Raw genomic sequence first — 20,711 nt, 5'->3', positions numbered from 1 at the left:
GCCTTAACCAAGGTAACGATAATTTTGTGGCGCTATGGTAGCAGAAAAGGCTTAGATATAGATATCGACATGGCCGTCCTCGTCGACGGTTTGTTGCTCTTCCGGTGTGGTTTCCGGCGCTTCGGGCAGGCTGCGGGCCTGGCGTTTGTTGCCGCCATAGCGCTCATCACGCTGATCACGTTCCTTTTTCAGTGGAGTTAACCGGGCTTCTTTAAACACAGGCGGGACTACCCTGGGCTCCTGCTCGACAGGCGTACCCGGGGTGCGCTGCAAAAATGGAATAATGACATCCATTGCCCGCCTCCGTTGATAAAATCGTTACAAGCTTAGCTTGTTATCGGCAACAAAGCACAAAGCTTAAGCAACAACCTAAGCAACAGCCCTCAATCGACTGTTGCTTAAGTTAAGACAGGACAACCAAGCCATTGGTTCCGGAGGCTCAAACACCAAACGGATTGTCGATGCTGTGCGCCGGCTCGGTAAACCAGACCGGGCCATGTTCGGCCATGTAGAAATGATCTTCCAGCCGCACACCAAACTCACCAGGCAGCACCAGCATGGGTTCATTGCTAAAGCACATACCGGTTGCCAGTGACGTGCTGTTGCCTTCAACCAGGTAGGGCCATTCATGAATATCCAGCCCAATGCCATGACCGGTGCGATGCGGCAAGCCTGGCAACTGATAATCGGGCCCATAGCCCTGCTGTTGCAAGTAGGCTCTGGCAGCCCGGTCGACCTGCTGGCAAGCCGTACCTGGTGTGGCTGCGGCAAAAGCGGCCAGTTGGGCATTTTTTTCATGCTGCCAGACCGCACGCTGTTTGGCCGTGGCTTCCCCAAAGACATAGCTGCGGGTAATGTCCGACAGATAGCCGTGCAAACGGCAACCGGTGTCAATCAGTACCATATCCCCCACTTCCAGCGTTTTCGGATGAGCCACGCCATGCGGGTAAGCCGTATCACTGCCAAACAGCACAATGCAAAAATACGAGCCCGATGCCCCTACTTTGCGGTGGGCCTGATCGATAAAACGCTCGACCTCTGCGGTGCTGATACCGGGATAGAGCATGCTGGCGGTGGCCTGATGCACCGCCAGCGTCATATCCATCGCCCGCTGCATCAGCGCAAGCTCGGCAGTGGATTTTTGCATCCGACAGCCAGCAGTGACCACTTTGGCATTGCTCAGCTGAAAGCTGGCCGCCACCTGTTGGATACCATCCGCAATAAAAAACTGCGCACTTTCATCAATCGCCAGCCGGGCCTGCTCGCCGGCCAAAGCCATGATGGCATCGGCACAGAGCTGGTATGGATTTTCGTGCTCCTGCCAGCTTAGGATCTCGCCTTCAAGCTGCATCCTGGGCTGAATGCTGCCAATCTCAAAATGCGGCAGTACATAGAGCAAACGGCCATCACGCAGCAGCAAGGCGGCCACCAGCCGCTCACTGGCATACCAGTCGATCCCAGTAAAATAACGCAGGTTGGTGCCGGCGTTTAGCAACACCGCATCCAGCTGATGCTGCTGCATCAGGCTCAGGGCGTTATCCAGCCGTTGTTGGTACTCTTTCACTTCGATAGGTGCTAGCGAGGCAGCCATATCATGTAAAGTATTCAAAGCTTCTTCTATACTTGTTCCACCGATGCCGTTTGCCATAGTGACTCCTGTTCTTTTCCTTAAAGCGGTAAGGAAAATACCACTCCATGTTATTGCTGCTTAACCAGCTCAATAATTTCACTGGCTGCTCCTAAAATGTGCTGGCGCAGCCAAATGCAAGCTTGCTCAACATTCTTTTGCCTGCATAGCGTTAACAATGTTAAGTGCTCTGGATCTGATTTAGTGACGCCACCAGCCAGCAGTAAATGTAACCTGATGTACCGATCTGTGTTCTTGTTGAGGTTCTGGACAATTTCAAACATCATTGGCCGCTCTGCTGCCAGGTACAAACTTAAATGAAAACGCTTATTCAGCTCACTCCAACTACCAGAAGTATCGACCATCTGATAGGCTAGAGTCATTTGCCGTAAAATATGCTCACTTTCGGCCAATTGTGCTTCAGTCAACTTTGGTATTGCCAATCGCAATAACTCAGTTTCCAGCAAAGCCCGTAGCTCAAACAACTCCATGACCTGCGTTGTTGAAAGCTCGGTTACTGTAGCCCCCTTGTGAGGCTCAAAAACAACCAAACCTTCAGCTTCGAGTTGAAGTAATGCCTCCCGGATTGGAATACGGCTTACATTTAAATCTTCTGCCAGTGCGGCCTGTCTAAGCGGTTCTCCAGCCTTAATTTTTCCGCTTAAAATTCGGTTGCGAATTTCTTCCAATACAACCTGGGTACGGGTTTTGAACTCTAAGGACATATCACCCTCATCTGCTACGAAATAGATATACCTGTTAGCGAAGTGACTGCTTCAACATTACTGTACCCGGTTCCAATCCGGCGTGGCAGAACCTTGCAGGTGCCGGATAAAGAAATCAAACTGACGACGCTGTACATAACGGATCGGGCCTGTTGATCGCCCAACAGAATGCTCGCCGCCCGGAACGATGAGCAAATCAAAGTCTTTATCGGCCCGGATCAGTGCATCCACCAATTGCATGGTCGAGGCCGGATCTACATTGCTGTCCTGCTCGCCGTTGATAATCAGCAGCTGCCCTTGCAGCAAATGCGCCTGCTCCACCACCGATGAAGCGGCATACTGGGGACCCACCGGATAGCCTAACCATTGCTCATTCCAGCTGATTTTATCCATCCGGTTATCGTAACAACCGGCATAGGCCACACCGACCCGGTAAAAATCCGGATGAAACAGCAAAGCAGCGACCGTGCTCTGACCGCCAGCCGAAGCGCCGTAAATGCCAATGCCACCCCCGATGCTGTACCAGGGAAAGCTATCTGCTGCCGCCTGATGCCATAAGATGCGATCGGGAAAGCCTGAGTCCACTAAATCTTGCCAGGCCACATCGTGGAAAGCCTTGGAGCGGTTGGCGGTGCCCATGCCATCGATTTGCACCACAATAAAACCCAGATCGGCCAGTGCCTGCATGCCAATCACTTTATCGCCACCGGCATGAAAGCCAAAGGGCCAGAAGCTCTTGGGCACAAAGCTGTCGTGCGGGCCGGCGTAGATATTTTCAATCACCGGGTAGCTTTTTTCCGGATCAAAATTTTGCGGTTTGACGATCAAGCCCCAGATATCAGTGACCCCATCCCGACCTTTAGCAACAAACGGCTGTGGCGGCCGAAAGCCGGCTGCGGTCAACCGGCTGATATCGGCCTGAGCCAGGGTGCGGACCAAAGCCCCATCACTGCTTTGGCGCAGCTCTGCCACATAGGGCAAATCCACCCGCGAGTAGCGCACAATGTAGTGTTTGTGATCCGGAGAAAGTACGACGTCATGATGGGCATTGCGCTCTGTCAGGGCTGTCAGATTGCCGCCAGCCAAATCAACCCGAAACAGCTGCTCGTAGTAGGGATCCTGCTCTGGATAATAGCCACTGGCGGTAAACCAGATCTGGCCAGCGTTTTCATCAACCGCCAGCACCTGACGCACCCGCCAGTTGCCACTGGTCAGTTGCTGTAGCTGCTTGCCACTCCTGTCCGTACGGTACAAATGTGCCCAGCCATCGCGTTCCGATAGCCAGACCACGCCCTGCTCGCCGTGCTGCAAGGGCTGATGAAAGGCTGCCCATAAATTAACAAAGGTGGGGCTGTCTTCCGTGACCAAAGCAGTTGCTTTCTCGGTTGCAGCGTCGACGCGGATAATCCGCATCCGCTGATGACCGCGCTCGGTGTAGCGAAAGGTAAAGGCACTGCTATCCTGCTGCCATGCCAGCTGATCAATCCGGTAGGGGTTGGCAAAGAGTGCATTTTCAATCGGCGTTACGGTTTTTGCTTGCAGCTTTACCAGCACCGGCTGATCAACATCCACGGCATCACCGGGCTTTGGGTACAGCTGCTGAATCACTTTAGGCTCCAGTTGATCCTCGGGTGCCGCCAATACCCGGGTGACATAGCGGGCTGTACCAGGCTGCACCCTGACCAGCAGCAGCGCCGAACTGTCCGGTGCCCAGCTGATGGAGTCGACATCGTAAAAGTGATCGGCATGGCCATCGTCAGTGCTTAGCAGCAGCTGACCAGCACTATCCAGCACCTGCAGGTTGTGGTGGTGGATGATAGCTTGATAGCGGCCATCCGGGGAGAGCACCGGCATGGTGCTGGCGGGCACTTGCAGATCCCGCACCACGCCAAAGGCTTTGGGGCGCTGTTTTGAATCCAGCTGGCTGCAGACGGGCTGGCTTAACTCACAGCGCCACTGGGCATCCAGTGCATAAAATTGAATGGCGCTTTCATCGCTGCTGTATCGAAAACTGCCAAAAGGCAACTGCAACGCCGACACCTCAGTGGCACTGGCAGCAGCCAGGCCAGCAGCGATCTGCTGGTGATCAAACGCCAGTTCAGTATGCCCATGTTTAAGTGACTGGCGGAAAAACTGAAAGCCTCCTTCCACGCTCAGTTGGTAGTAAAATGCCTGTCCATCGGCGGTCCAGGCTGGCGCCTGCATTAGATCTCGGGTTAATGGCAGCCACTGCTGCCGTAAGTCCAGTGCCTGCTCGATACTGGCTCGATCCGGTGCCGCTTGAGCAGGCAGCACCATACAAAACAGAGCTGTGCTTAACACACGAATGAGCATCTTGGTGCTTTGCAAGTGAGTAGCTTTCATTTTCGTTGGTATCTCATAAAGTGTTTTAGCTCACCAGACAATAAAGAATATTGTATACAAAATCAACCCCGCCAGCCGTGAGAATCCCAATGACTATACAACATGACCAAAATTTAACCGCACCTAATGGGTTTTAGCGCTGATAAAGCATGAATTTTTTATGACCAGAAAACCAAACGGAATCAGTTAATTCGTATAATCAATAGCTTAACATGAATAAGGGCCTTCTTTGGATTTTAAAAACAACTTGTCAGCATCCACGCAATACGATAAGTTGTATAACATTAAAGCCAGACAACAAAGAGCAAGCGATGAGCATGAATCTCATTCACCACCACCATCATCATTACTAAGCCATCCGGCTTTGTCGGAGGGCTGATGTTTGGTTCCTCCGGTGGCAGCTTGCAAAAACCCCGGGAGAGCCCGGGGTTTTTTCTTATTGATTTCGGAGTACCAGCATGACGTTTAACCAAAATTCCAACCGCCTGCGCATTGCGATGCAAAAATCCGGTCGCCTGTCGCAGGAATCTCAGGCACTGCTTGGCAGCTGCGGCCTGAAAATTAATTTACGTGAGCAGCGCTTGATTGCGCATGTTGAAAACATGGCCATTGATATCCTGCGGGTTCGTGACGACGACATCCCTGGCCTGGTGATGGATGGTGTCTGCGATCTGGGCATTGTCGGCGAAAACGTGCTGGAAGAAGAGTCCTTGCAGCGCCAGCTGGATAACGAGCCCTGTGATTATGCGGTGCTAAGCCGGCTCAATTTCGGCGGCTGCCGCTTATCCATCGCCGTGCAGCAAGAGTCGGCCTACGATGGCCCGGCCAGCCTGAACGGCAAAACCATTGCCACCACCTACCCGCGGCTACTCAATCGTTACCTGAAGCAGCAAGGAGTGCAGGCTAGGATCGTTACCTTAAAAGGGTCGGTCGAAGTAGCGCCCCGGGCCGGCCTGGCCGATGCCATCTGTGATCTGGTTTCAACAGGCGCAACCCTGGAAGCCAACGGCTTGAAAGAAGTGGAAGTCATTTACCGCAGCAAGGCGGTGCTGATTCAGCGTAAAGATCTGGCCGACGCCGCCCAGTTAAAGCTGATCAACACCCTGATGCCACGCATCAATGCGGTGATGCAGGCCAACGAAAGCAAGTACATCATGCTGCATGCGCCCAAAGCCAAACTGAGCGACATCATTGCGCTGCTGCCAGGTGCGGAAAACCCCACCCTGCTGCCACTGGCTGGCAACGACGATCAGATGGCGGTGCATGTGGTCAGCAGTGAAACCCTGTTCTGGGAAACCATGGAGCAATTAAAATCCTTAGGCGCCAGCTCCATTTTGGTGCTGCCGATAGAGAAGATGATGGAGTAAGGCATGACGCAGTGTCTGAACTGGCAGCAGCTAAGTGCTGCCGAACAAACCGCCGCTCTGGCCAGGCCCAGCCTTCCGGACTCGGCGGGGCTTACCACTACGGTGGCAGGCATTATTGCCGAGGTACGCCGCGATGGCGATGCGGCGCTCAAACGTCTGAGCACCCAGTTTGATGGCCTGGCCGACAATGCCTTATTGCTGTCCCAAGCACAGCGAGCAGCCTTAATAGCAGAGCTTAAGCCCGAGCGCAAAGCCGCGATTGAGCTGGCTTATGGCAATATCCGCCGTTTTCATGCCGCCCAACAGCCCAGCGATATTCAGGTGGAAACCACGCCTGGTGTCTTCTGTGAATTGCGCCAGCGGCCAATTGGCTCGGTAGGCTTGTACATTCCGGGTGGCAGTGCTCCGTTGCCATCCACCGTGCTGATGCTGGGTGTGCCAGCCCAACTGGCCGGCTGCCCACGCACCGTGCTGGTGACGCCTCCGGGCCGGCCCTCGGCTTCGGACATCGCCCCGGAAATTGTCTATGCCGCTGACCTTTGTGGTATTCAGCAAATCTTTACCATTGGCGGCGCCCAGGCCATTGCCGCCCTGGCCTATGGCACAGCAAGCATCCCCAAGGTCGATAAAATCTTTGGCCCAGGCAACCGCTATGTCACCGAAGCCAAGCAGCAAGTCAGTCAGGATGCACAAGGCGCCATGATTGATATGCCGGCCGGGCCTTCCGAAGTACTGGTACTGGCCGATGACAGCGCCAATCCGGCCTTTGTTGCCGCCGACTTGCTGTCGCAGGCCGAACACGGGCCGGACTCGCAGGTCTTGCTGGTCAGCCCCAGTCAGCCGCTGATCGACAAAGTTCTGCAGCAAGTGGAGCAGCAGCTAAAAATCCTACCGCGGGCCGATATTGCCCGCCAGGCGCTCAGCCACAGCCGGGCGATTTGCACCGCCGACTTAGCGACAGCGGTAGCCGTCACCAATGCCTATGCGCCGGAGCATTTAATTGTGCAAACGTACGACGACGATGCCCTGGTGCCGCAATTTACCAGCGCTGCCAGCATCTTTGTCGGTCCCTGGACACCGGAGTCTGCCGGGGACTACGCCAGTGGCACCAACCATGTGCTGCCAACCTATGGTTACAGCCGAACCGCTTCCAGTTTGTCGCTGACCGACTTTTACCGCCGCTTTACCGTGCAAAAGCTGACGGCAGCGGGCATGAAAGCAATAGGCCCGGCGATTGTGACCCTGGCTGAAGCCGAGCAACTGGCCGCTCATGCGCTGGCGGTCTCTCTTCGTTTGCAACAACTGGGTTTACAACAGCTCGATTTGCCAGAGCCTAGCTTGCAGCAGGGCTTAGCACAAGGGGAGTCTTTGAATGAGCGTTAATATTTCGAAACTGGCACGCGCCTCCGTGCAGGCCATTGTGCCCTACGCCTCGGCCAGACGCAGCATGAGCGGTGGCGCCATCTGGCTCAATGCCAATGAGAATGCACTGGCGAGCGAGTACCAGCTCAGCGGGCAGTTTAACCGCTACCCATCCTGCCAACCGGCTGCGCTGATTGAAGGCTATGCCCGCTACGCCGGTGTTCGCCCTGAGCAGGTGTTGGTCAGTCGCGGCGCCGATGAAGGCATTGAGCTGCTGATCCGCAGTTTTTGTGAGCCGGGCAAAGATCGCATTGCCATCTGCCCACCGACCTATGGCATGTACGCCATCAGCGCCGAGAGCAATCAGGTCGCCTCCGTGATCGTGCCGCTGCAACCGGATGCCAGCCTGGATGTCGAAGCCCTGACACAGGTCGCAGCCAAGCTGGTGTTTATTTGCAGCCCGAATAACCCGACCGGCGACCTGATTAGCCGCCAGCAAATTGTCAGCGTGCTGGAGCACTTTGCCAGCAGCGCTTTGGTGGTGGTGGATGAAGCCTACATCGAATTTGCCATGCAAGCGTCAGTGGTCGATTTACTGGCGCAGTACCCGAACCTGGTGATCCTGCGCACCCTATCCAAAGCCTTTGCGCTGGCCGGCCTGCGATGTGGCTTTACCCTGGCTGCGCCCGAGGTGATCAACGCCTTAAAGCAAATGATCGCGCCCTACCCCATTGCCGAGCCGGTGGCGCAAATTGCGGTGCAGGCTTTGTTAGAGCAGGGCATTGCCCGCATGCAGCAAAGCGTCGCCATCATCAATCAGTTGCGCACTGAATTCAGTGCCTTTGCCAGCACACTGCCAGGTGTATCTCGGGTCTGGCCAAGCCAGGCTAACTTTGTGCTGCTGCAGGTCCCGGATGCCGCTGCTTGCGTCAGCGCACTGCAACAGCAGGGAATTTTGATCCGCAACCAATCGGCACAGCTTGGCTTGTCGGAAGTGGTGCGGGTGTCGATTGGCAGCCCGGATGAGATGCAAGCGCTGCAACAAGCGATGCAGGACTATTTTAGCAACACGGGTGCGCGCACCCCCAATTCACAGGAAGCAACGGCATGAGTGGCCAACCGATCCTTTTTATTGACCGTGACGGCACCATGGTGGAAGAGCCCGCCATCGATAAACAGTTAGACAGCCTGGAAAAGCTGGTGTACGAACCCGGCCTGGTGCCGGCCTTGCTGAAATTGCAGGCCGCCGGTTACCGGCTGGTGATGGTGACCAATCAGGACGGCCTGGGGACCGACAGCTTCCCGCGCCCGACCTTTGATGCGCCGCACGACAAGATGATGCAGCTGCTGACCTCGCAGGGCATTCAGTTTGACGATGTGTTGATTTGCCCGCACTTTGAGCAAGACAACTGCAGTTGTCGCAAACCCAAATTGGGTTTAGTCAAAGACTATCTGCAGCAAGGCAAAATCGATTTTACCAACTCCTATGTGATTGGCGATCGTCAGACCGATGTGCAGCTGGCAGAAAACATGGGGCTGCCGTCATTCCAATACCAGCGTGACAGCCTGGGTTGGGCCGAAATCACCCGGCGTATTTTAAGCCGGGGCCGAAGCGCCGAAGTGGTTCGTACCACCCGCGAAACCGATATCCGGGTGGCGGTGGACCTGGATCAGCCCGGCAACAATAAGTTTGATACCGGCATTGGCTTTTTCGATCACATGCTGGAGCAAATTGCCACCCACGGCAACTTCTCGTTGCAGGTCACGGTAAAAGGCGATCTGCACATCGACGATCACCACAGCGTGGAAGATACGGCGCTGGCACTGGGTCAGGCACTGAAAAAAGCCCTTGGCAATAAGCGTGGCATCAACCGTTTTGGCTTTGTGCTGCCGATGGACGAGTGCCGCGCCGAATGTGTGATGGATTTATCCGGTCGCCCTTTGTTTAAATTCAACGCCGAGCTGGGCGATGGCCTGGTCGGTGGCCTGAACCTGGAAATGGTGCCGCACTTTTTCCGCTCCCTCAGCGATGCCATGCTGATGACGCTGCATTTGAGCATCACCGAGGGCAACAAACACCATCAGGTGGAAGGCTTGTTTAAAGCCTTTGGCCGGGCCCTGCGTCAGGCCATTGCCGTCAGTGGCGAGGCCCTGCCAAGCTCCAAAGGGGTGCTGTAATGAGCGGTTTGGTTATTGTGGATACCGGCTGCGCCAACATCAGCTCGGTGTATTTTGCTTTCAGGCGCCTGGGAGCAGACGCCACCATCAGCAAAGATCCACGCGCCATCAAAGCCGCCAGCCGCATTGTGCTGCCGGGTGTTGGCAGTGCCCGTCAGGCCATGCAGAATCTGCAGCAGCGTGAACTGATTGAGTGCCTGCAAGCAGTACAGCAACCGCTGCTGGGAATTTGCCTTGGCATGCAGCTGCTGACCGCCCACAGCATGGAGGGCGATGTGCCCTGCCTGAATTTGATCCCGGGTGAAGTGCTGCCGCTGCAGGCCAATGGCCTGCGCCTGCCGCATATGGGCTGGAACACCTTACACAGCATCAGCGAGCACCCACTGATGGCTGGTTTTGATCCCCAGGATTACGTCTATTTTGTGCACAGCTTTGGGGTGGCTCCCAACCGTTATAGCCTAGCGCTGTGCGATTACGGCAACGATTTTTCAGCAGTGATTGGCAAAGGCAATGTGGCCGGTGCCCAGTTTCACCCGGAGCGCTCCGGCAAAACCGGCGCCCGTTTACTGCAAAACTTTCTGGAGTGGCAACCATGATTATTCCTGCCATTGATTTAATCGACGGCCAAATAGTCCGGCTCTATCAGGGCTCGTACGACCAAACCACCGAGTACAGTTTCAGCCCGCTGGCGCTGCGCGATCAATACGCTGCTGCCGGCTCACCCATTTTGCATGTGGTGGATTTATCCGGCGCCAAAGATGCCAGCAAGCGCCAGCTGACCTTGCTGACCGAGCTGATGACCAAGGCCCCACTTAAGATCCAGGTCGGCGGTGGTGTGCGCTCGGAGCAGGATGTGCAGGAGCTTTTAGCAGCTGGCGCCAGCCGGGTAGTGATTGGCAGCCTGGCCATTCGCCAGCCCGAACTGGTGCAAAGCTGGCTCAGAACCTATGGCGGTGAACGCATTGTGCTGGCCTTGGATGTGGCCATTAACGCTGAAGGCGAGAAAACCCTGCCCAGCCATGGCTGGATTGAAGCTTCCAATGTGACCTTAGAGCAGGTACTGGATGGCTTTATTGCCGCCGGCGCCAAACATGTGCTTTGCACCGATATCAGCAAAGATGGCACCTTAAGCGGCTCCAATGTCGCTTTGTATCAGGAGCTGACCAAGGCTTACCCACAGATTGCCTGGCAGGCGTCCGGCGGCATTGGCTGCCTGGATGATATCCGGGCCCTGCGTGGCTCCGGCGTGGCCGGTGTGATCCTGGGCCGCTCCTTACTGGAAGGCAAGTTTACCCTGGAGGAGGCCATAGCATGCTGGCAAAACGGATAATACCCTGTCTGGATGTGCGGGATGGTAAAGTCGTCAAAGGGGTGCAATTTCGCAACCACGAAATTGTCGGCGATATCGTGCCGCTGGCCGAGCGCTACGCCAAAGCCGGTGCCGATGAACTGGTGTTTTACGACATCACCGCTTCGAGTGATGGCCGGGTGGTCGATAAAAGCTGGGTGCAACGCATCGCTGAAGTGATTGATATTCCGTTTTGCGTTGCTGGTGGCATCAAAAGTGTTGAGGATGCCGGCCGTATTCTGGAAATGGGTGCCGATAAGATTTCGGTCAATAGCCCTGCCCTGCTGCGGCCAGAGCTGGTGCGCGAGCTGCACGACACCTTTGGTCAGCAGTGCGTGGTGGTGGGCATCGACAGCTTCTTTGATGTCGCCAGTGGTCAGTATCAGGTGTACCAATTTACCGGTGACGAAAGCCGTACCCAAAAGACCCGCTGGCTGACCCGCGACTGGGTGCAAGAGGTGCAGCAACTGGGTGCCGGTGAAATTGTGCTGAACTGCATGAATCAGGATGGGGTACGGAAAGGCTATGATATTGCCCAGCTCTCGGCCATTCGCGCTTTATGCCAGGTGCCTTTGATTGCCAGTGGTGGCGCCGGGGCAATTGAGCACTTTGCCGAAGTGTTCCAGCAAGCCGATGTCGATGGTGCTCTGGCAGCCAGTGTGTTTCACAAAGCGGTGATTGAGATTGCCGATTTAAAGGCGCAGCTGATTGCCGCTGGGGTATCGATTCGGCCCTAGGGTATACAGCAATACCAGGGATGACCGGATGGTGTTTTTCCGGGAACCTGAGACGCCCGGACGGCGTCTCAAGAGCGCCCAGGGATGGGTTTACAGCGTTTCCCGAAAAAATCACCATTGGTCAGCCCGGTTAGAATGCATCGGTGTTGGCAACAAGAGCAGACTGCACACGGAGACGCCGTAAATACATCCCTGTAGGCTCTGCTTTGGCATCCATGCCAAAGAAGCTCCGCTTAGCAGCCCGCTCCTGTTGCTTGCAAAGTTTGGTGTGTAACCAATGAAACCATAAACTAAATGAAACAAACTTGAGAAACGACCATGAATAAAGACACCATCAGCCAACTCAAATGGCCCGACACCGGCCTGCTGCCAGCCATTGTTCAGCACGCCATCTCCGGCAAAGTGCTGATGCAGGGCTATATGAATCAGCAAGCGCTCAGCCACACCCTGAGTAGCGAAAAAGTTACTTTCTTTAGCCGCAGCAAACAACGGCTCTGGACCAAGGGCGAAAGCTCAGGCCACACCCTGGACTTGGTTGCCATTAGCAACGACTGCGATGCTGACAGCATCCTGGTGCTGGCGATGCCCAAGGGCCCGACCTGCCATGTTGGCACCGAAACCTGCTGGCACGACAACCAAAGCAACAGCCCGGCGCTGAGCTTTTTGTACGATTTAGAGCAGGTGATTCAAAGCCGCAAAGAGGCCGACCCAGCCAGCAGCTACACCGCCAGCCTCTTTGCCAAAGGGGTAAAACGCATTGCTCAGAAGGTCGGTGAAGAAGGCGTCGAATCCGCGCTGGCGGCCATGGCTGGCGATAAAGAAGAGCTGGCCAATGAAGCGGCCGACTTAGTGTTTCATCTGCTGGTATTGTTGCAGAGTCAACAACTGGAGCTGAATGATGTGCTGAAGGTACTGCAAAAGCGGCACAAATAGAGCTGCAAGTATAAGCGATACAGTGGCAAGCAAGTGATACAGCTGTAGGCTCTCAGCTCTGAAATGGTTGCTGAATGCTGTGGCTCAGATAGTTTGTCTGAGCTAAAATAGATTAGATATGACTAAAAAACAGCCACACCTGCATCGTGAGGCAAATCTCATTCAGATGCTGGACCCACTCTCCAGCGATTGGAATAAGGCATTGCCTGCGCCAGATCAATCGGCTACTCCTGAACTGGTGGCCGCAGCAGACTTTTCGCAATTAAATACCTTGTTCGAGAATTTTCTGGAAGTGATGGGGATCCCCATTGCTTTACTGGATTTACAGGGCAAAGTACTTGCCTCGTCACGCTGGCAACGCGCCTGCATGCAGTTTCATCGCCAAGCCCCTTCTACCTTAAGTCGCTGCCTGGAAAGTGATAAAGACTTGGCCCTGCAGCTTGAACAAGGCAAGAACTACTCAACCTATCGTTGCCGGAATGGTCTGATTGACTGTGCCACGCCCATCCTGTTGGAAGGGCTGCATATTGCCAATCTTTTTATTGGCCAGTTTTTCACCTCAGAACCCGATCTGGACTTTTTTACCCAGCAAGCTGAGCAAGCTGGCTTTAACAAGCAGGACTACCTTTCGGCGATTCGGGAAGTGCCGATTGTCGATGAAGCCAAGCTACCTGCCATGCTCAATATGCTCTCCACTCTGGCCCTGCAAATTAGCCAGCTTAGTCTACTGAATAGTCGCTATCAGCACAGTCTGATGCACACGGAAAAGCTGGTAGCACAGCGTACACTTGAGCTGACCATGCAAAATGAAATTCTTGGCCAGATCAGCGAGGGTGCGAAGCTGTCTTCGGTGTTGCATCATTTAGTGTTGCAAGTCGAACAATTGCACCCAGGTACCATCTGCTCCATCCTATTGCTGGACGCAGATGGTCAAACTCTACGTCATGGCGCAGCACCCTCCTTACCCGATGCTTACAATCAAGCCATTGATGGTGTGCAGTTAGGATTGGGGGTAGGTTCTTGCGGGACCGCAGCTTTTAGCGGTGACACAGTCATTGTCAGCGATATTCAAAGCCATCCCTACTGGCAACCTTTTCTGGCATTGGCACAGCTCGCTGGAGTAAAGGCTTGTTGGTCCGAGCCGGTGAAAAATGCTGAAGGAAAAGTATTGGGTACCTTTGCAATTTATCATCGGGAGCCTGCAGAGCCATCGGAAGAGTTGCTCGATAAAATTAAAACCTACAGCAAACTAGCTGAGCTTGCTATCAGCCGTAGTTTGAACAGTCAGCAAATACGGCGACTGGCATTTTACGACAGCCTGACTGGCCTTGCCAATCGAAGGCTACTGGAGGAGCACTTACTGCAAGCCATTGCAGCCAGTCAGCGCAGTCAAAAGTTTGCCGGCCTGATGTTTATTGATTTGGATAACTTTAAACCAGTCAATGATCTCTTTGGTCATAAGGTCGGTGACTCCTTGCTGGTGGAGGTCGCCAGTCGATTGCAACAAAGCATACGCAGTGCCGACACTGTGGCACGTTTTGGCGGGGATGAGTTTGTGGTATTGATTCGGGAAATTGATGCAGACGAATCTAAAGCCCGGACCCAACTGGAACTTCTGGCCAACAAAATTCAACAGCGACTGCAGCACCCCTACCCACTGCCTAAAGCCAGAATGCATCAATGCAGCAGCAGTATTGGTCTGGTTCTTTTTAAAGGCGAAACCAGCAGTGATGAGCTGCTGCGCCAGGCCGACTCAGCAATGTATGCAGCCAAGAAAGAGCAGCGTCAGACCAGTTGGTTCAATCAGAAGCCTGAGCATTAACTCCTGTAACGAAAGCGGTTCAGGCCTCCAGCAATTGTCCCGCCAGACGAACAAAATCCGATGAGGTCAAGATCCCCAGCAATTGATCGTTATCATCCACTACTGGCAAACAACCATGCTTATTTTTTAAAAAATAACTGATGACCTCCGCAAGTGATTGCTGTGGTTTTACGGTTGCAAAATCGGTATCCATCAGCTCACCAATAATTTGCTGCTTTTCTTTGCGCTCCAGCGCACTGGTGCCGTACTTGGCGAGCAAACCCATCACAGTCGCAATCATTTTTTTCTGCGTCAACACGCCAACCAGCTTATCTTGTTCATCCAATACCGGTATGTGGCGGATATTTTTTGTCCGCATCAAATCATGCGCATCTTTTAGTGTCTGTTCGCGCCGAACAAAGAGCGGGTTTGAGGTCATTAATTCGGCCACACTTTTTGCTGTCATGGGGATGCCTCCAGGTCCAAATGTTAAGCAAGCATAGCCAATTATGGCCAATAATTCCCGATACAGATCAAACTTTTGACTTTGCTTTGGTCAAACTGCTGCCAAGCGATGCAGTAATCACCATCGCAATGGCCAGCCATTGCCAAATACTGAGAAACTCTGCCAGCAACAACAAGCCTGCCATGGCAGCCACAGCCGGTTCTACGCTCATCAATACACTAAAGTTCTTCGAGGGCAAGCGTTTCAATGCCACCATTTCCAGGGAATATGGCAAAGCACTGGACATCACCGCCACCATCAAGGCTAATGGCAGGATCTGCCATTGAAATAAATCGGCACCGGCACTAACCACCCCAATGGGGAAAAGATAAAGTGCCGCTATGGTCATGCCCAGCGCCACAGTGGCACCACCCGGCGCCAGATTACCTGCTTTTTGACCAAACAAAATATAACCAGCCCAGCAACCGCCGGCGGCCAATGCCAACATCACTCCAACCGGGTCCAGCGCATCAGCACCGCGCATATCCGGCATTAACAAAAGGACTCCAGCCAGCGCAAAGGCCACCCAGAGCACATCCAGTTTGCGCCGTGAGGATAACAAGGCAACCGCCAGAGGACCGGTAAACTCCAGTGCAACGCCTACCCCCAGTGGGATCCGTTCTATTGCCATGTAAAACAGGATATTCATGCCTCCAAGGCAACCACCATAAATAATCAGTGCTCGCCATTGGCGTCCTTGTGGCCAGTGCCGCCAGGGTCTGAACACCAGCCATAAAATCAGGGCGGAAAAACCAACCCGCAGAGCCGTGGTCCCTTCTGGGCCGATGACCGGAAAAAGTTGTTTGGCGATTGAAGCACCGGACTGAATACAAACCATAGCCAGTAAAACGCTAAAGACGGCCAGTATCAGCGACTTCAAATGGGTGTCAGGCATAAAGCGGGAGTCTCAGAAAATGAACGATGACGTCGTCAGTATATCGGAAACAAATGAAAAGTCAGCGTGGTGCCGGGATCTTTCCTTATTTAACGCGGTCTGGCTGTTGCCCTGCAGCCTTTGGCTGTAAGGCAAAACGAAGCACATCCTTCCAGGACACTATACCAAGCAAACGCTGCTCGGCATCGACTACCGGCAAGCAGCCAATGTTGTACTGCAATAGCAGATTGGCAGCCTCTTTGATGCTGGTTTTATCGCTGACTGTGAATACCGGCGACGTCATGACATGGCGCACTTTACGGCTGCGGATGTAATTCTCAACACTGGTTTCAAAAGCCGAGTCCATCACAGGACTTAGGGCGCGGAAATAATCTTTGACCGAAATAATGCCCTGCAACCGGCCCGAACTATCCACCACCGGCAGGTGCTGAAACTTGGCGGCCGAGAACACCTCACGCAGCGAGGATAAACTGGCATCCTCACTGGTGGTTAATACCTTGCGGCTCATAATCGCACCAATCCGGCTCATACGCCTCCTAAGCTTACAACCGGATGTTTAAGCATCCGGTTTCTCAAAGCCTTCGATCGTCACTCCGGATAACAAACCAGAGCCACGGGTATCATTGCTACGCAGTTTAATCATCAAACGCAGATCATTCGGTGAGTCAGCATGATGCAGTGCATCGGCGTAGCTGATTTGGCCACGCTCATACAAGTCATACAGCGCCTGATCAAAGGTTTGCATGCCCAACTCGCGCGATTTGGCCATCAGCGCTTTGATTTCCCCGACCTGGCCACGGGAAATTAAGTCCGCCACCAGTGGCGAGTTCAGCAAGACTTCAATCGCGGCCACCCGGCCGGTTCCATCCGCTGTGGGCACCAGCTGCTGCGCCACAATGGCGCGCAAATTTAGCGATAAATCAAACAACAACTTCTGGTGCATTTCTTTGGGTACCAAATGCATGATGCGATCAATGGCCTGGTTGGCATTGTTGGCGTGCAACGTAGCCACACACAAGTGGCCGGTTTCAGCAAACGACAGTGCATACTCCATGGTCTGCATATCCCGCACCTCACCGATCAGGATCACATCCGGCGCCTGGCGCAGCGAGCTTTTTAGTGCCGCAGAAAACGACTCGGTATCAATCCCCACTTCACGCTGAGTGATCAAACTCTTATGGTGCTCGTGCACAAACTCAATCGGATCTTCTATGGTCAGAATATGACCTTTGGCATTGCGGTTGCGGTAGCCAAGCAAGGCCGCCAGAGAAGTCGACTTACCAGTACCGGTACCACCAACAAAAAGCACCAGCCCGCGTTTGGACATGATGATTTCTTTTAAAATCGGTGGCAGACCCAGATCATCGGCATTGGGAATATCGGTCACAATACGCCGCACCACCATGCCAGCCTGATCCCGCTGCCAGAAAGCCGATACCCGGAAGCGTCCCGCTTGATTGGCGATGGCAAAGTTACACTCTTTACTGGTGACAAACTCCTGTTTCTGTTTTTCATTCATCGCAGAAACAACTAACTGAAACGAGTCGTCTTCAGTCAGCGGTTGCTCCGCAATGGGCACCAGTTCACCATTGACTTTGGCGGCCACCGGCATGCCTGCGGTGACAAACATATCCGAGGCGCCTTTATCCACCATGACTTGCAAAAATTCGGTCAGTTGCATATGGCCCCCTTACATCCGCCCCATGGTACTGAAGGTGTTTTTGTCCTGCGCTTTGCCCTGAGCGTCTTTTTGCGACACTATGCCACGATTCACCAAATTGACCAGACACTGATCCATGGTCTGCATGCCATGCGAGGCACCAGTCTGGATCACCGAATACATTTGGGCAATTTTATCTTCCCGGATCAGGTTACGAATGGCGGGTACCCCTATCATAATTTCATGGGCTGCTACCCGGCCGCCGCCTATTTTCTTTAACAGCGTCTGTGAAATAACGGCCCGCAACGATTCTGAGAGCATCGAACGCACCATGTCTTTTTCCTCACCCGGAAACACATCGATAATACGATCGATGGTTTTCGGTGCTGAGGTGGTGTGCAAGGTGCCAAATACCAGGTGACCAGTTTCTGCCGCGGTCATTGCCAGGCGGATGGTTTCCAGATCCCGAAGCTCACCGACCAGGATGACGTCGGGATCTTCCCGCAGCGCCGAGCGCAGGGCATTGCTAAAACTATGGGTATCGCGATGAACTTCCCGCTGGTTAATCAGCGACAGCTTGTTCTGGTGCACAAATTCTATCGGATCCTCAATAGTTAGAATGTGATCATGCCGGGTGGTATTAATGTAATCGATCATGGCCGCAAGCGTAGTACTTTTACCCGAGCCAGTAGGTCCGGTTACCAGCACCAGGCCGCGCGGGTTCTCCGAAATCGTTTTAAAAATATCCGGCGCAGCCAAATCATCCAGCGTCAGCACATCGCTTGGGATGGTACGGAATACGGCCGCAGCACCACGGTTTTGCACAAAAGCATTGACCCGGAAGCGGGCCAGATTTGGCACTTCAAAAGAAAAGTCCGTTTCCAGGTTTTCTTCGTATTCTTTTCGTTGCTTATCGGTCATAATTTCATACACAAGGGCATGAACTTCTTTATGATTTAAGGCAGGAATATTGAGTTTTCGGACATCGCCATCCACTCGGATCAGTGGTGGCACCCCGGCAGACAGGTGTAAATCCGATGCTTTGTGTTGCACACTAAATGCCAGTAACTCAGTAATATCCATGACAATTCTCACTTAGTACGATTGAATGTATGAATACCATAGCAGAACGCTTGGAAAGCGCCTACCAACAAATTGCACAGCAATGCACTAAGCTTGGTTCAAACCCGGCAGATGTGCAATTAATTGCTGTGAGTAAAACCAAACCTGATACCGACATTTTGTCCGCTTATCAGGCCGGACAACGCCATTTTGGTGAAAATTACCCACAAGAGCTGGCAGACAAGGCTGTTGCGCTATCACAGCTGAAGGAGATTTGTTGGCATTTTATTGGTCCTTTGCAATCGAATAAAACCCGGCTGGTGGCAGAACATGCATCCTGGTGCCACAGCCTGGACCGGCTTAAAATTGCCAGTCGGCTATCTTCTCAGCGACCTGAGCAGCTACCACCTTTGAAGGTGATGCTGCAAGTCAATATCAGTGGTGAAACCAGCAAAGCAGGCATCAATCCGGACCAGGTGTTAGCACTGGCAACAGAAGTAACTGCCCTGCCCGGTCTTGAACTCAAAGGTCTGATGGCCATCCCTGCCCCGGATGAACAAGAGCCGGTAGAGCCAGCTTTTGCCCGCATGCAGCAATTAAGTAAGATGCTTAGATCTCACTTTCCTCTGGCGAGTGAACTGTCAATGGGAATGAGTGACGACTGGCCATTGGCTCTAAAATATGGCGCAACTATGATACGATTAGGCACCGCAATTTTTGGCGTAAGGAATTATGAAAGACATGAATGACAACATGGTGGCCTTTATTGGTGCCGGCAATATGGCACGCTGCGTCATTGCAGCCATGGTCAAATCAGGCTATCCAGCCAGCAATATTATCGCCAGCAATCGCACCGAGCCGAAATTACTGGCTTTAGCCGCTGATTATGGTATTCAGACCACGCTGGATAATCTGACCGCAGTGCGAAAAGCCGATGTCATTGTGCTGGCGGTAAAACCGCAAATGATGGGTGATGTCTGCAAGCAATTGATTGAGCAGGTACCAGAAATTCAAGAAAAACTCTTTGTCACCGTGGCTGCCGGCTTGCCGGTTAGTCGCTATGAAAGCTGGCTGGGCGAAGTACGTCTGGTGCGAAGCATGCCCAATACGCCATCCCTGGTCGGCCTTGGTGTGACCGGTCTTTTCCCAAGCCGCTGTTCCAATTACGAAAAAGCTTTTGTCGATGCCATGTTCAAAGGCACCGGCATGACGGTTTGGCTGGATAACGAAGCTGAGATTGATCATGTCATTGCAGTCACCGGCAGCTCGCCGGCTTATTTTTTCTATTTTATGCAAGCGATGCAACAAGAAGCCGAAGCTTTGGGTTTTGCTCCTGAGCAAGCAAAAAAAATGGTGGCACAAACAGCGCTTGGGGCCGCAACAATGGCGCTTGAGAGCGAGCACAGCTTTGCCGAGTTACGTGCTCAGGTAACTTCCAAAGGCGGCACCACCCATGAGGCGGTTACCAGCTTTGCCAATGCCGGTCTGGAGCCAATGGTCAGTCAAGCCATGCAGGCCGCTATTCGGCGAGCTCGTGAGATGGCGCAAACACTGTAACGAATACCATAAAAAACTTTTGGGGACGCTATGAATAACGCGCTGTTTTTTCTAATCAATACCGGCTTTAATCTCTACCTGATGGTGGTGGTGCTAAGACTTTGGTTGCAGTTGGCTCGGGCGGATTTTTACAATCCATTCAGTCAGTTTATTGTCAAAGCAACCAATCCTTTGGTGTTGCCTTTACGTAAAGTAATCCCCAGTCTGGGACAACTGGATACTGCTACCCTGGTGCTGGCATGGCTGGTGGCTGTGGTCAAAATGCTGGTGCTGCAGCAATTGTTGTTAGGTGGTATTGCCCCCAGCCAGGCGCTGGTTGCCGGTGTGTTGATTCTACTGAAAGAAAGCCTTAGCCTGATATTCTGGATTTTGGTGATCCGTGCCATCCTAAGCTGGTTCAGTCAGGGCCGTAATCCCATTGAACAGGTCATGCACCAACTCACTGAGCCTTTGCTTCGACCTATCCGCCGGGTGATCCCACCCATGGGAGGCCTGGATTTATCGGTGCTGGTTGCTTTAATTGCGCTGCAGTTTGTACAAATCCTGCTAGCCGATGTGTTACGGGGCTTCTAAAGCCTTTCCCGCTGTGC

The 20,711-nt window shown here is 53.4% G+C and carries 21 protein-coding genes; 12 read left to right on the top strand and 9 right to left on the bottom strand.

The window, feature by feature from the left end; translation table 11 throughout:
- Positions 1–51: 51 nt before the first annotated feature.
- The 4 genes from QWY20_RS00410 to QWY20_RS00395 form a co-directional block, all read right to left on the bottom strand.
- Entirely contained in the window at positions 52–294 is a 243-nt protein-coding gene (locus QWY20_RS00410; protein ID WP_330127065.1) for a hypothetical protein, read from the bottom strand.
- Between the two features lie 145 nt (positions 295–439).
- The gene (locus QWY20_RS00405) at positions 440–1,648 is read right to left on the bottom strand and encodes a M24 family metallopeptidase (protein WP_330127064.1); all 1,209 of its coding nucleotides are present in this window, start codon (positions 1,646–1,648) and stop codon (positions 440–442) included.
- Positions 1,649–1,698: 50 nt separating this feature from the next.
- Positions 1,699–2,352, bottom strand: a complete 654-nt coding sequence (locus QWY20_RS00400) for a GntR family transcriptional regulator (RefSeq protein ID WP_330127063.1) — start codon at positions 2,350–2,352, stop codon at positions 1,699–1,701.
- A 57-nt stretch (positions 2,353–2,409) separates the two neighbouring features.
- On the bottom strand, positions 2,410–4,716 hold the full coding sequence (locus QWY20_RS00395; protein WP_330127062.1) for a DPP IV N-terminal domain-containing protein: 2,307 nt from the start codon (positions 4,714–4,716) through the stop codon (positions 2,410–2,412).
- A gap of 458 nt (positions 4,717–5,174) precedes the next feature.
- Between QWY20_RS00395 and hisG the strand changes: the two genes are divergently transcribed.
- The 9 genes from hisG (at position 5,175) to QWY20_RS00350 (ending at position 14,463) form a co-directional block, all read left to right on the top strand.
- Positions 5,175–6,083 (top strand): ATP phosphoribosyltransferase, encoded by a 909-nt coding sequence (gene hisG / locus QWY20_RS00390; RefSeq protein ID WP_305945696.1) that lies wholly within the window; start codon positions 5,175–5,177, stop codon positions 6,081–6,083.
- A gap of 3 nt (positions 6,084–6,086) precedes the next feature.
- Positions 6,087–7,466, top strand: coding sequence for a histidinol dehydrogenase (gene hisD, locus QWY20_RS00385; RefSeq protein WP_330127061.1), 1,380 nt, complete (start codon positions 6,087–6,089; stop codon positions 7,464–7,466).
- Positions 7,456–8,556: a histidinol-phosphate transaminase gene (gene hisC / locus QWY20_RS00380; RefSeq protein WP_330127060.1), complete on the top strand. Its 1,101-nt coding sequence runs from the start codon at positions 7,456–7,458 to the stop codon at positions 8,554–8,556. The genes hisD and hisC overlap by 11 nt, the downstream gene beginning before the upstream one ends.
- Entirely contained in the window at positions 8,553–9,623 is a 1,071-nt protein-coding gene (hisB, locus tag QWY20_RS00375; RefSeq protein WP_330127059.1) for a bifunctional histidinol-phosphatase/imidazoleglycerol-phosphate dehydratase HisB, read from the top strand. Before hisC ends, hisB begins: the two co-directional genes overlap by 4 nt.
- Positions 9,623–10,219: an imidazole glycerol phosphate synthase subunit HisH gene (hisH, locus tag QWY20_RS00370; protein ID WP_330127058.1), complete on the top strand. Its 597-nt coding sequence runs from the start codon at positions 9,623–9,625 to the stop codon at positions 10,217–10,219. The genes hisB and hisH overlap by 1 nt, the downstream gene beginning before the upstream one ends.
- Positions 10,216–10,953 (top strand): 1-(5-phosphoribosyl)-5-[(5-phosphoribosylamino)methylideneamino]imidazole-4-carboxamide isomerase, encoded by a 738-nt coding sequence (hisA, locus tag QWY20_RS00365; protein ID WP_330127057.1) that lies wholly within the window; start codon positions 10,216–10,218, stop codon positions 10,951–10,953. The genes hisH and hisA overlap by 4 nt, the downstream gene beginning before the upstream one ends.
- A complete protein-coding gene (gene hisF / locus QWY20_RS00360; RefSeq protein ID WP_330088076.1) occupies positions 10,935–11,708 on the top strand; it encodes an imidazole glycerol phosphate synthase subunit HisF in 774 nt (257 codons plus the stop codon). Before hisA ends, hisF begins: the two co-directional genes overlap by 19 nt.
- A gap of 318 nt (positions 11,709–12,026) precedes the next feature.
- Positions 12,027–12,641 carry a bifunctional phosphoribosyl-AMP cyclohydrolase/phosphoribosyl-ATP diphosphatase HisIE gene (hisIE, locus tag QWY20_RS00355; RefSeq protein WP_330127056.1) on the top strand — a complete coding sequence of 205 codons (615 nt, stop codon included), beginning with the start codon at positions 12,027–12,029 and terminating at the stop codon, positions 12,639–12,641.
- 118 nt (positions 12,642–12,759) lie between these two features.
- Positions 12,760–14,463, top strand: a complete 1,704-nt coding sequence (locus QWY20_RS00350; protein WP_330127055.1) for a PocR ligand-binding domain-containing protein — start codon at positions 12,760–12,762, stop codon at positions 14,461–14,463.
- A gap of 19 nt (positions 14,464–14,482) precedes the next feature.
- Here the strand turns inward: QWY20_RS00350 and QWY20_RS00345 are convergent, their stop codons facing one another.
- From QWY20_RS00345 to QWY20_RS00325, 5 genes are all read right to left on the bottom strand, one after another.
- A complete protein-coding gene (locus QWY20_RS00345; protein ID WP_330127054.1) occupies positions 14,483–14,908 on the bottom strand; it encodes a CBS domain-containing protein in 426 nt (141 codons plus the stop codon).
- Positions 14,909–14,975: 67 nt separating this feature from the next.
- The gene (locus QWY20_RS00340) at positions 14,976–15,842 is read right to left on the bottom strand and encodes a DMT family transporter (RefSeq protein WP_330127053.1); all 867 of its coding nucleotides are present in this window, start codon (positions 15,840–15,842) and stop codon (positions 14,976–14,978) included.
- 85 nt (positions 15,843–15,927) lie between these two features.
- Entirely contained in the window at positions 15,928–16,371 is a 444-nt protein-coding gene (locus tag QWY20_RS00335; RefSeq protein WP_330127052.1) for a CBS domain-containing protein, read from the bottom strand.
- Between the two features lie 27 nt (positions 16,372–16,398).
- Positions 16,399–17,523 (bottom strand): PilT/PilU family type 4a pilus ATPase, encoded by a 1,125-nt coding sequence (locus QWY20_RS00330; protein ID WP_330127051.1) that lies wholly within the window; start codon positions 17,521–17,523, stop codon positions 16,399–16,401.
- A gap of 9 nt (positions 17,524–17,532) precedes the next feature.
- Positions 17,533–18,585, bottom strand: coding sequence for a type IV pilus twitching motility protein PilT (locus QWY20_RS00325; RefSeq protein WP_330127050.1), 1,053 nt, complete (start codon positions 18,583–18,585; stop codon positions 17,533–17,535).
- A 29-nt stretch (positions 18,586–18,614) separates the two neighbouring features.
- On the opposite strand from QWY20_RS00325, the gene QWY20_RS00320 reads away from it, so the two are divergent.
- From QWY20_RS00320 to QWY20_RS00310, 3 genes are read left to right on the top strand one after another with little or no spacing between them, the layout of a single operon-like run.
- A complete protein-coding gene (locus tag QWY20_RS00320; protein WP_330127049.1) occupies positions 18,615–19,313 on the top strand; it encodes a YggS family pyridoxal phosphate-dependent enzyme in 699 nt (232 codons plus the stop codon).
- On the top strand, positions 19,306–20,121 hold the full coding sequence (proC, locus tag QWY20_RS00315) for a pyrroline-5-carboxylate reductase (protein ID WP_330127048.1): 816 nt from the start codon (positions 19,306–19,308) through the stop codon (positions 20,119–20,121). The genes QWY20_RS00320 and proC overlap by 8 nt, the downstream gene beginning before the upstream one ends.
- A 30-nt stretch (positions 20,122–20,151) precedes the next feature.
- Positions 20,152–20,694, top strand: a complete 543-nt coding sequence (locus QWY20_RS00310) for a YggT family protein (protein ID WP_330127047.1) — start codon at positions 20,152–20,154, stop codon at positions 20,692–20,694.
- The last annotated feature ends 17 nt before the right edge of the window (positions 20,695–20,711 follow it).

It is taken from the genome of Alkalimonas cellulosilytica (genome assembly GCF_036325985.1).
In the GTDB taxonomy this organism is placed as follows: domain Bacteria; phylum Pseudomonadota; class Gammaproteobacteria; order Enterobacterales; family Alteromonadaceae; genus Alkalimonas; species Alkalimonas cellulosilytica.
The sequence above is the reverse complement of the archived record's forward strand: the minus strand, read 5'-3'. Positions and strand labels throughout refer to the sequence as shown.

Bases quoted from the DNA above. Each gene is read 5' to 3' on its own strand.
- QWY20_RS00410 (WP_330127065.1), bottom strand. From the start codon at position 294: ATGGATGTCATTATTCCATTTTTGCAGCGCACCCCGGGTACGCCTGTC.
- QWY20_RS00405 (WP_330127064.1), bottom strand. From the start codon at position 1,648: ATGGCAAACGGCATCGGTGGAACAAGTATAGAAGAAGCTTTGAATACT.
- QWY20_RS00400 (WP_330127063.1), bottom strand. From the start codon at position 2,352: ATGTCCTTAGAGTTCAAAACCCGTACCCAGGTTGTATTGGAAGAAATT.
- QWY20_RS00395 (WP_330127062.1), bottom strand. From the start codon at position 4,716: ATGAAAGCTACTCACTTGCAAAGCACCAAGATGCTCATTCGTGTGTTA.
- hisG (WP_305945696.1), top strand. From the start codon at position 5,175: ATGACGTTTAACCAAAATTCCAACCGCCTGCGCATTGCGATGCAAAAA.
- hisD (WP_330127061.1), top strand. From the start codon at position 6,087: ATGACGCAGTGTCTGAACTGGCAGCAGCTAAGTGCTGCCGAACAAACC.
- hisC (WP_330127060.1), top strand. From the start codon at position 7,456: ATGAGCGTTAATATTTCGAAACTGGCACGCGCCTCCGTGCAGGCCATT.
- hisB (WP_330127059.1), top strand. From the start codon at position 8,553: ATGAGTGGCCAACCGATCCTTTTTATTGACCGTGACGGCACCATGGTG.
- hisH (WP_330127058.1), top strand. From the start codon at position 9,623: ATGAGCGGTTTGGTTATTGTGGATACCGGCTGCGCCAACATCAGCTCG.
- hisA (WP_330127057.1), top strand. From the start codon at position 10,216: ATGATTATTCCTGCCATTGATTTAATCGACGGCCAAATAGTCCGGCTC.
- hisF (WP_330088076.1), top strand. From the start codon at position 10,935: ATGCTGGCAAAACGGATAATACCCTGTCTGGATGTGCGGGATGGTAAA.
- hisIE (WP_330127056.1), top strand. From the start codon at position 12,027: ATGAATAAAGACACCATCAGCCAACTCAAATGGCCCGACACCGGCCTG.
- QWY20_RS00350 (WP_330127055.1), top strand. From the start codon at position 12,760: ATGACTAAAAAACAGCCACACCTGCATCGTGAGGCAAATCTCATTCAG.
- QWY20_RS00345 (WP_330127054.1), bottom strand. From the start codon at position 14,908: ATGACAGCAAAAAGTGTGGCCGAATTAATGACCTCAAACCCGCTCTTT.
- QWY20_RS00340 (WP_330127053.1), bottom strand. From the start codon at position 15,842: ATGCCTGACACCCATTTGAAGTCGCTGATACTGGCCGTCTTTAGCGTT.
- QWY20_RS00335 (WP_330127052.1), bottom strand. From the start codon at position 16,371: ATGAGCCGGATTGGTGCGATTATGAGCCGCAAGGTATTAACCACCAGT.
- QWY20_RS00330 (WP_330127051.1), bottom strand. From the start codon at position 17,523: ATGCAACTGACCGAATTTTTGCAAGTCATGGTGGATAAAGGCGCCTCG.
- QWY20_RS00325 (WP_330127050.1), bottom strand. From the start codon at position 18,585: ATGGATATTACTGAGTTACTGGCATTTAGTGTGCAACACAAAGCATCG.
- QWY20_RS00320 (WP_330127049.1), top strand. From the start codon at position 18,615: ATGAATACCATAGCAGAACGCTTGGAAAGCGCCTACCAACAAATTGCA.
- proC (WP_330127048.1), top strand. From the start codon at position 19,306: ATGAATGACAACATGGTGGCCTTTATTGGTGCCGGCAATATGGCACGC.
- QWY20_RS00310 (WP_330127047.1), top strand. From the start codon at position 20,152: ATGAATAACGCGCTGTTTTTTCTAATCAATACCGGCTTTAATCTCTAC.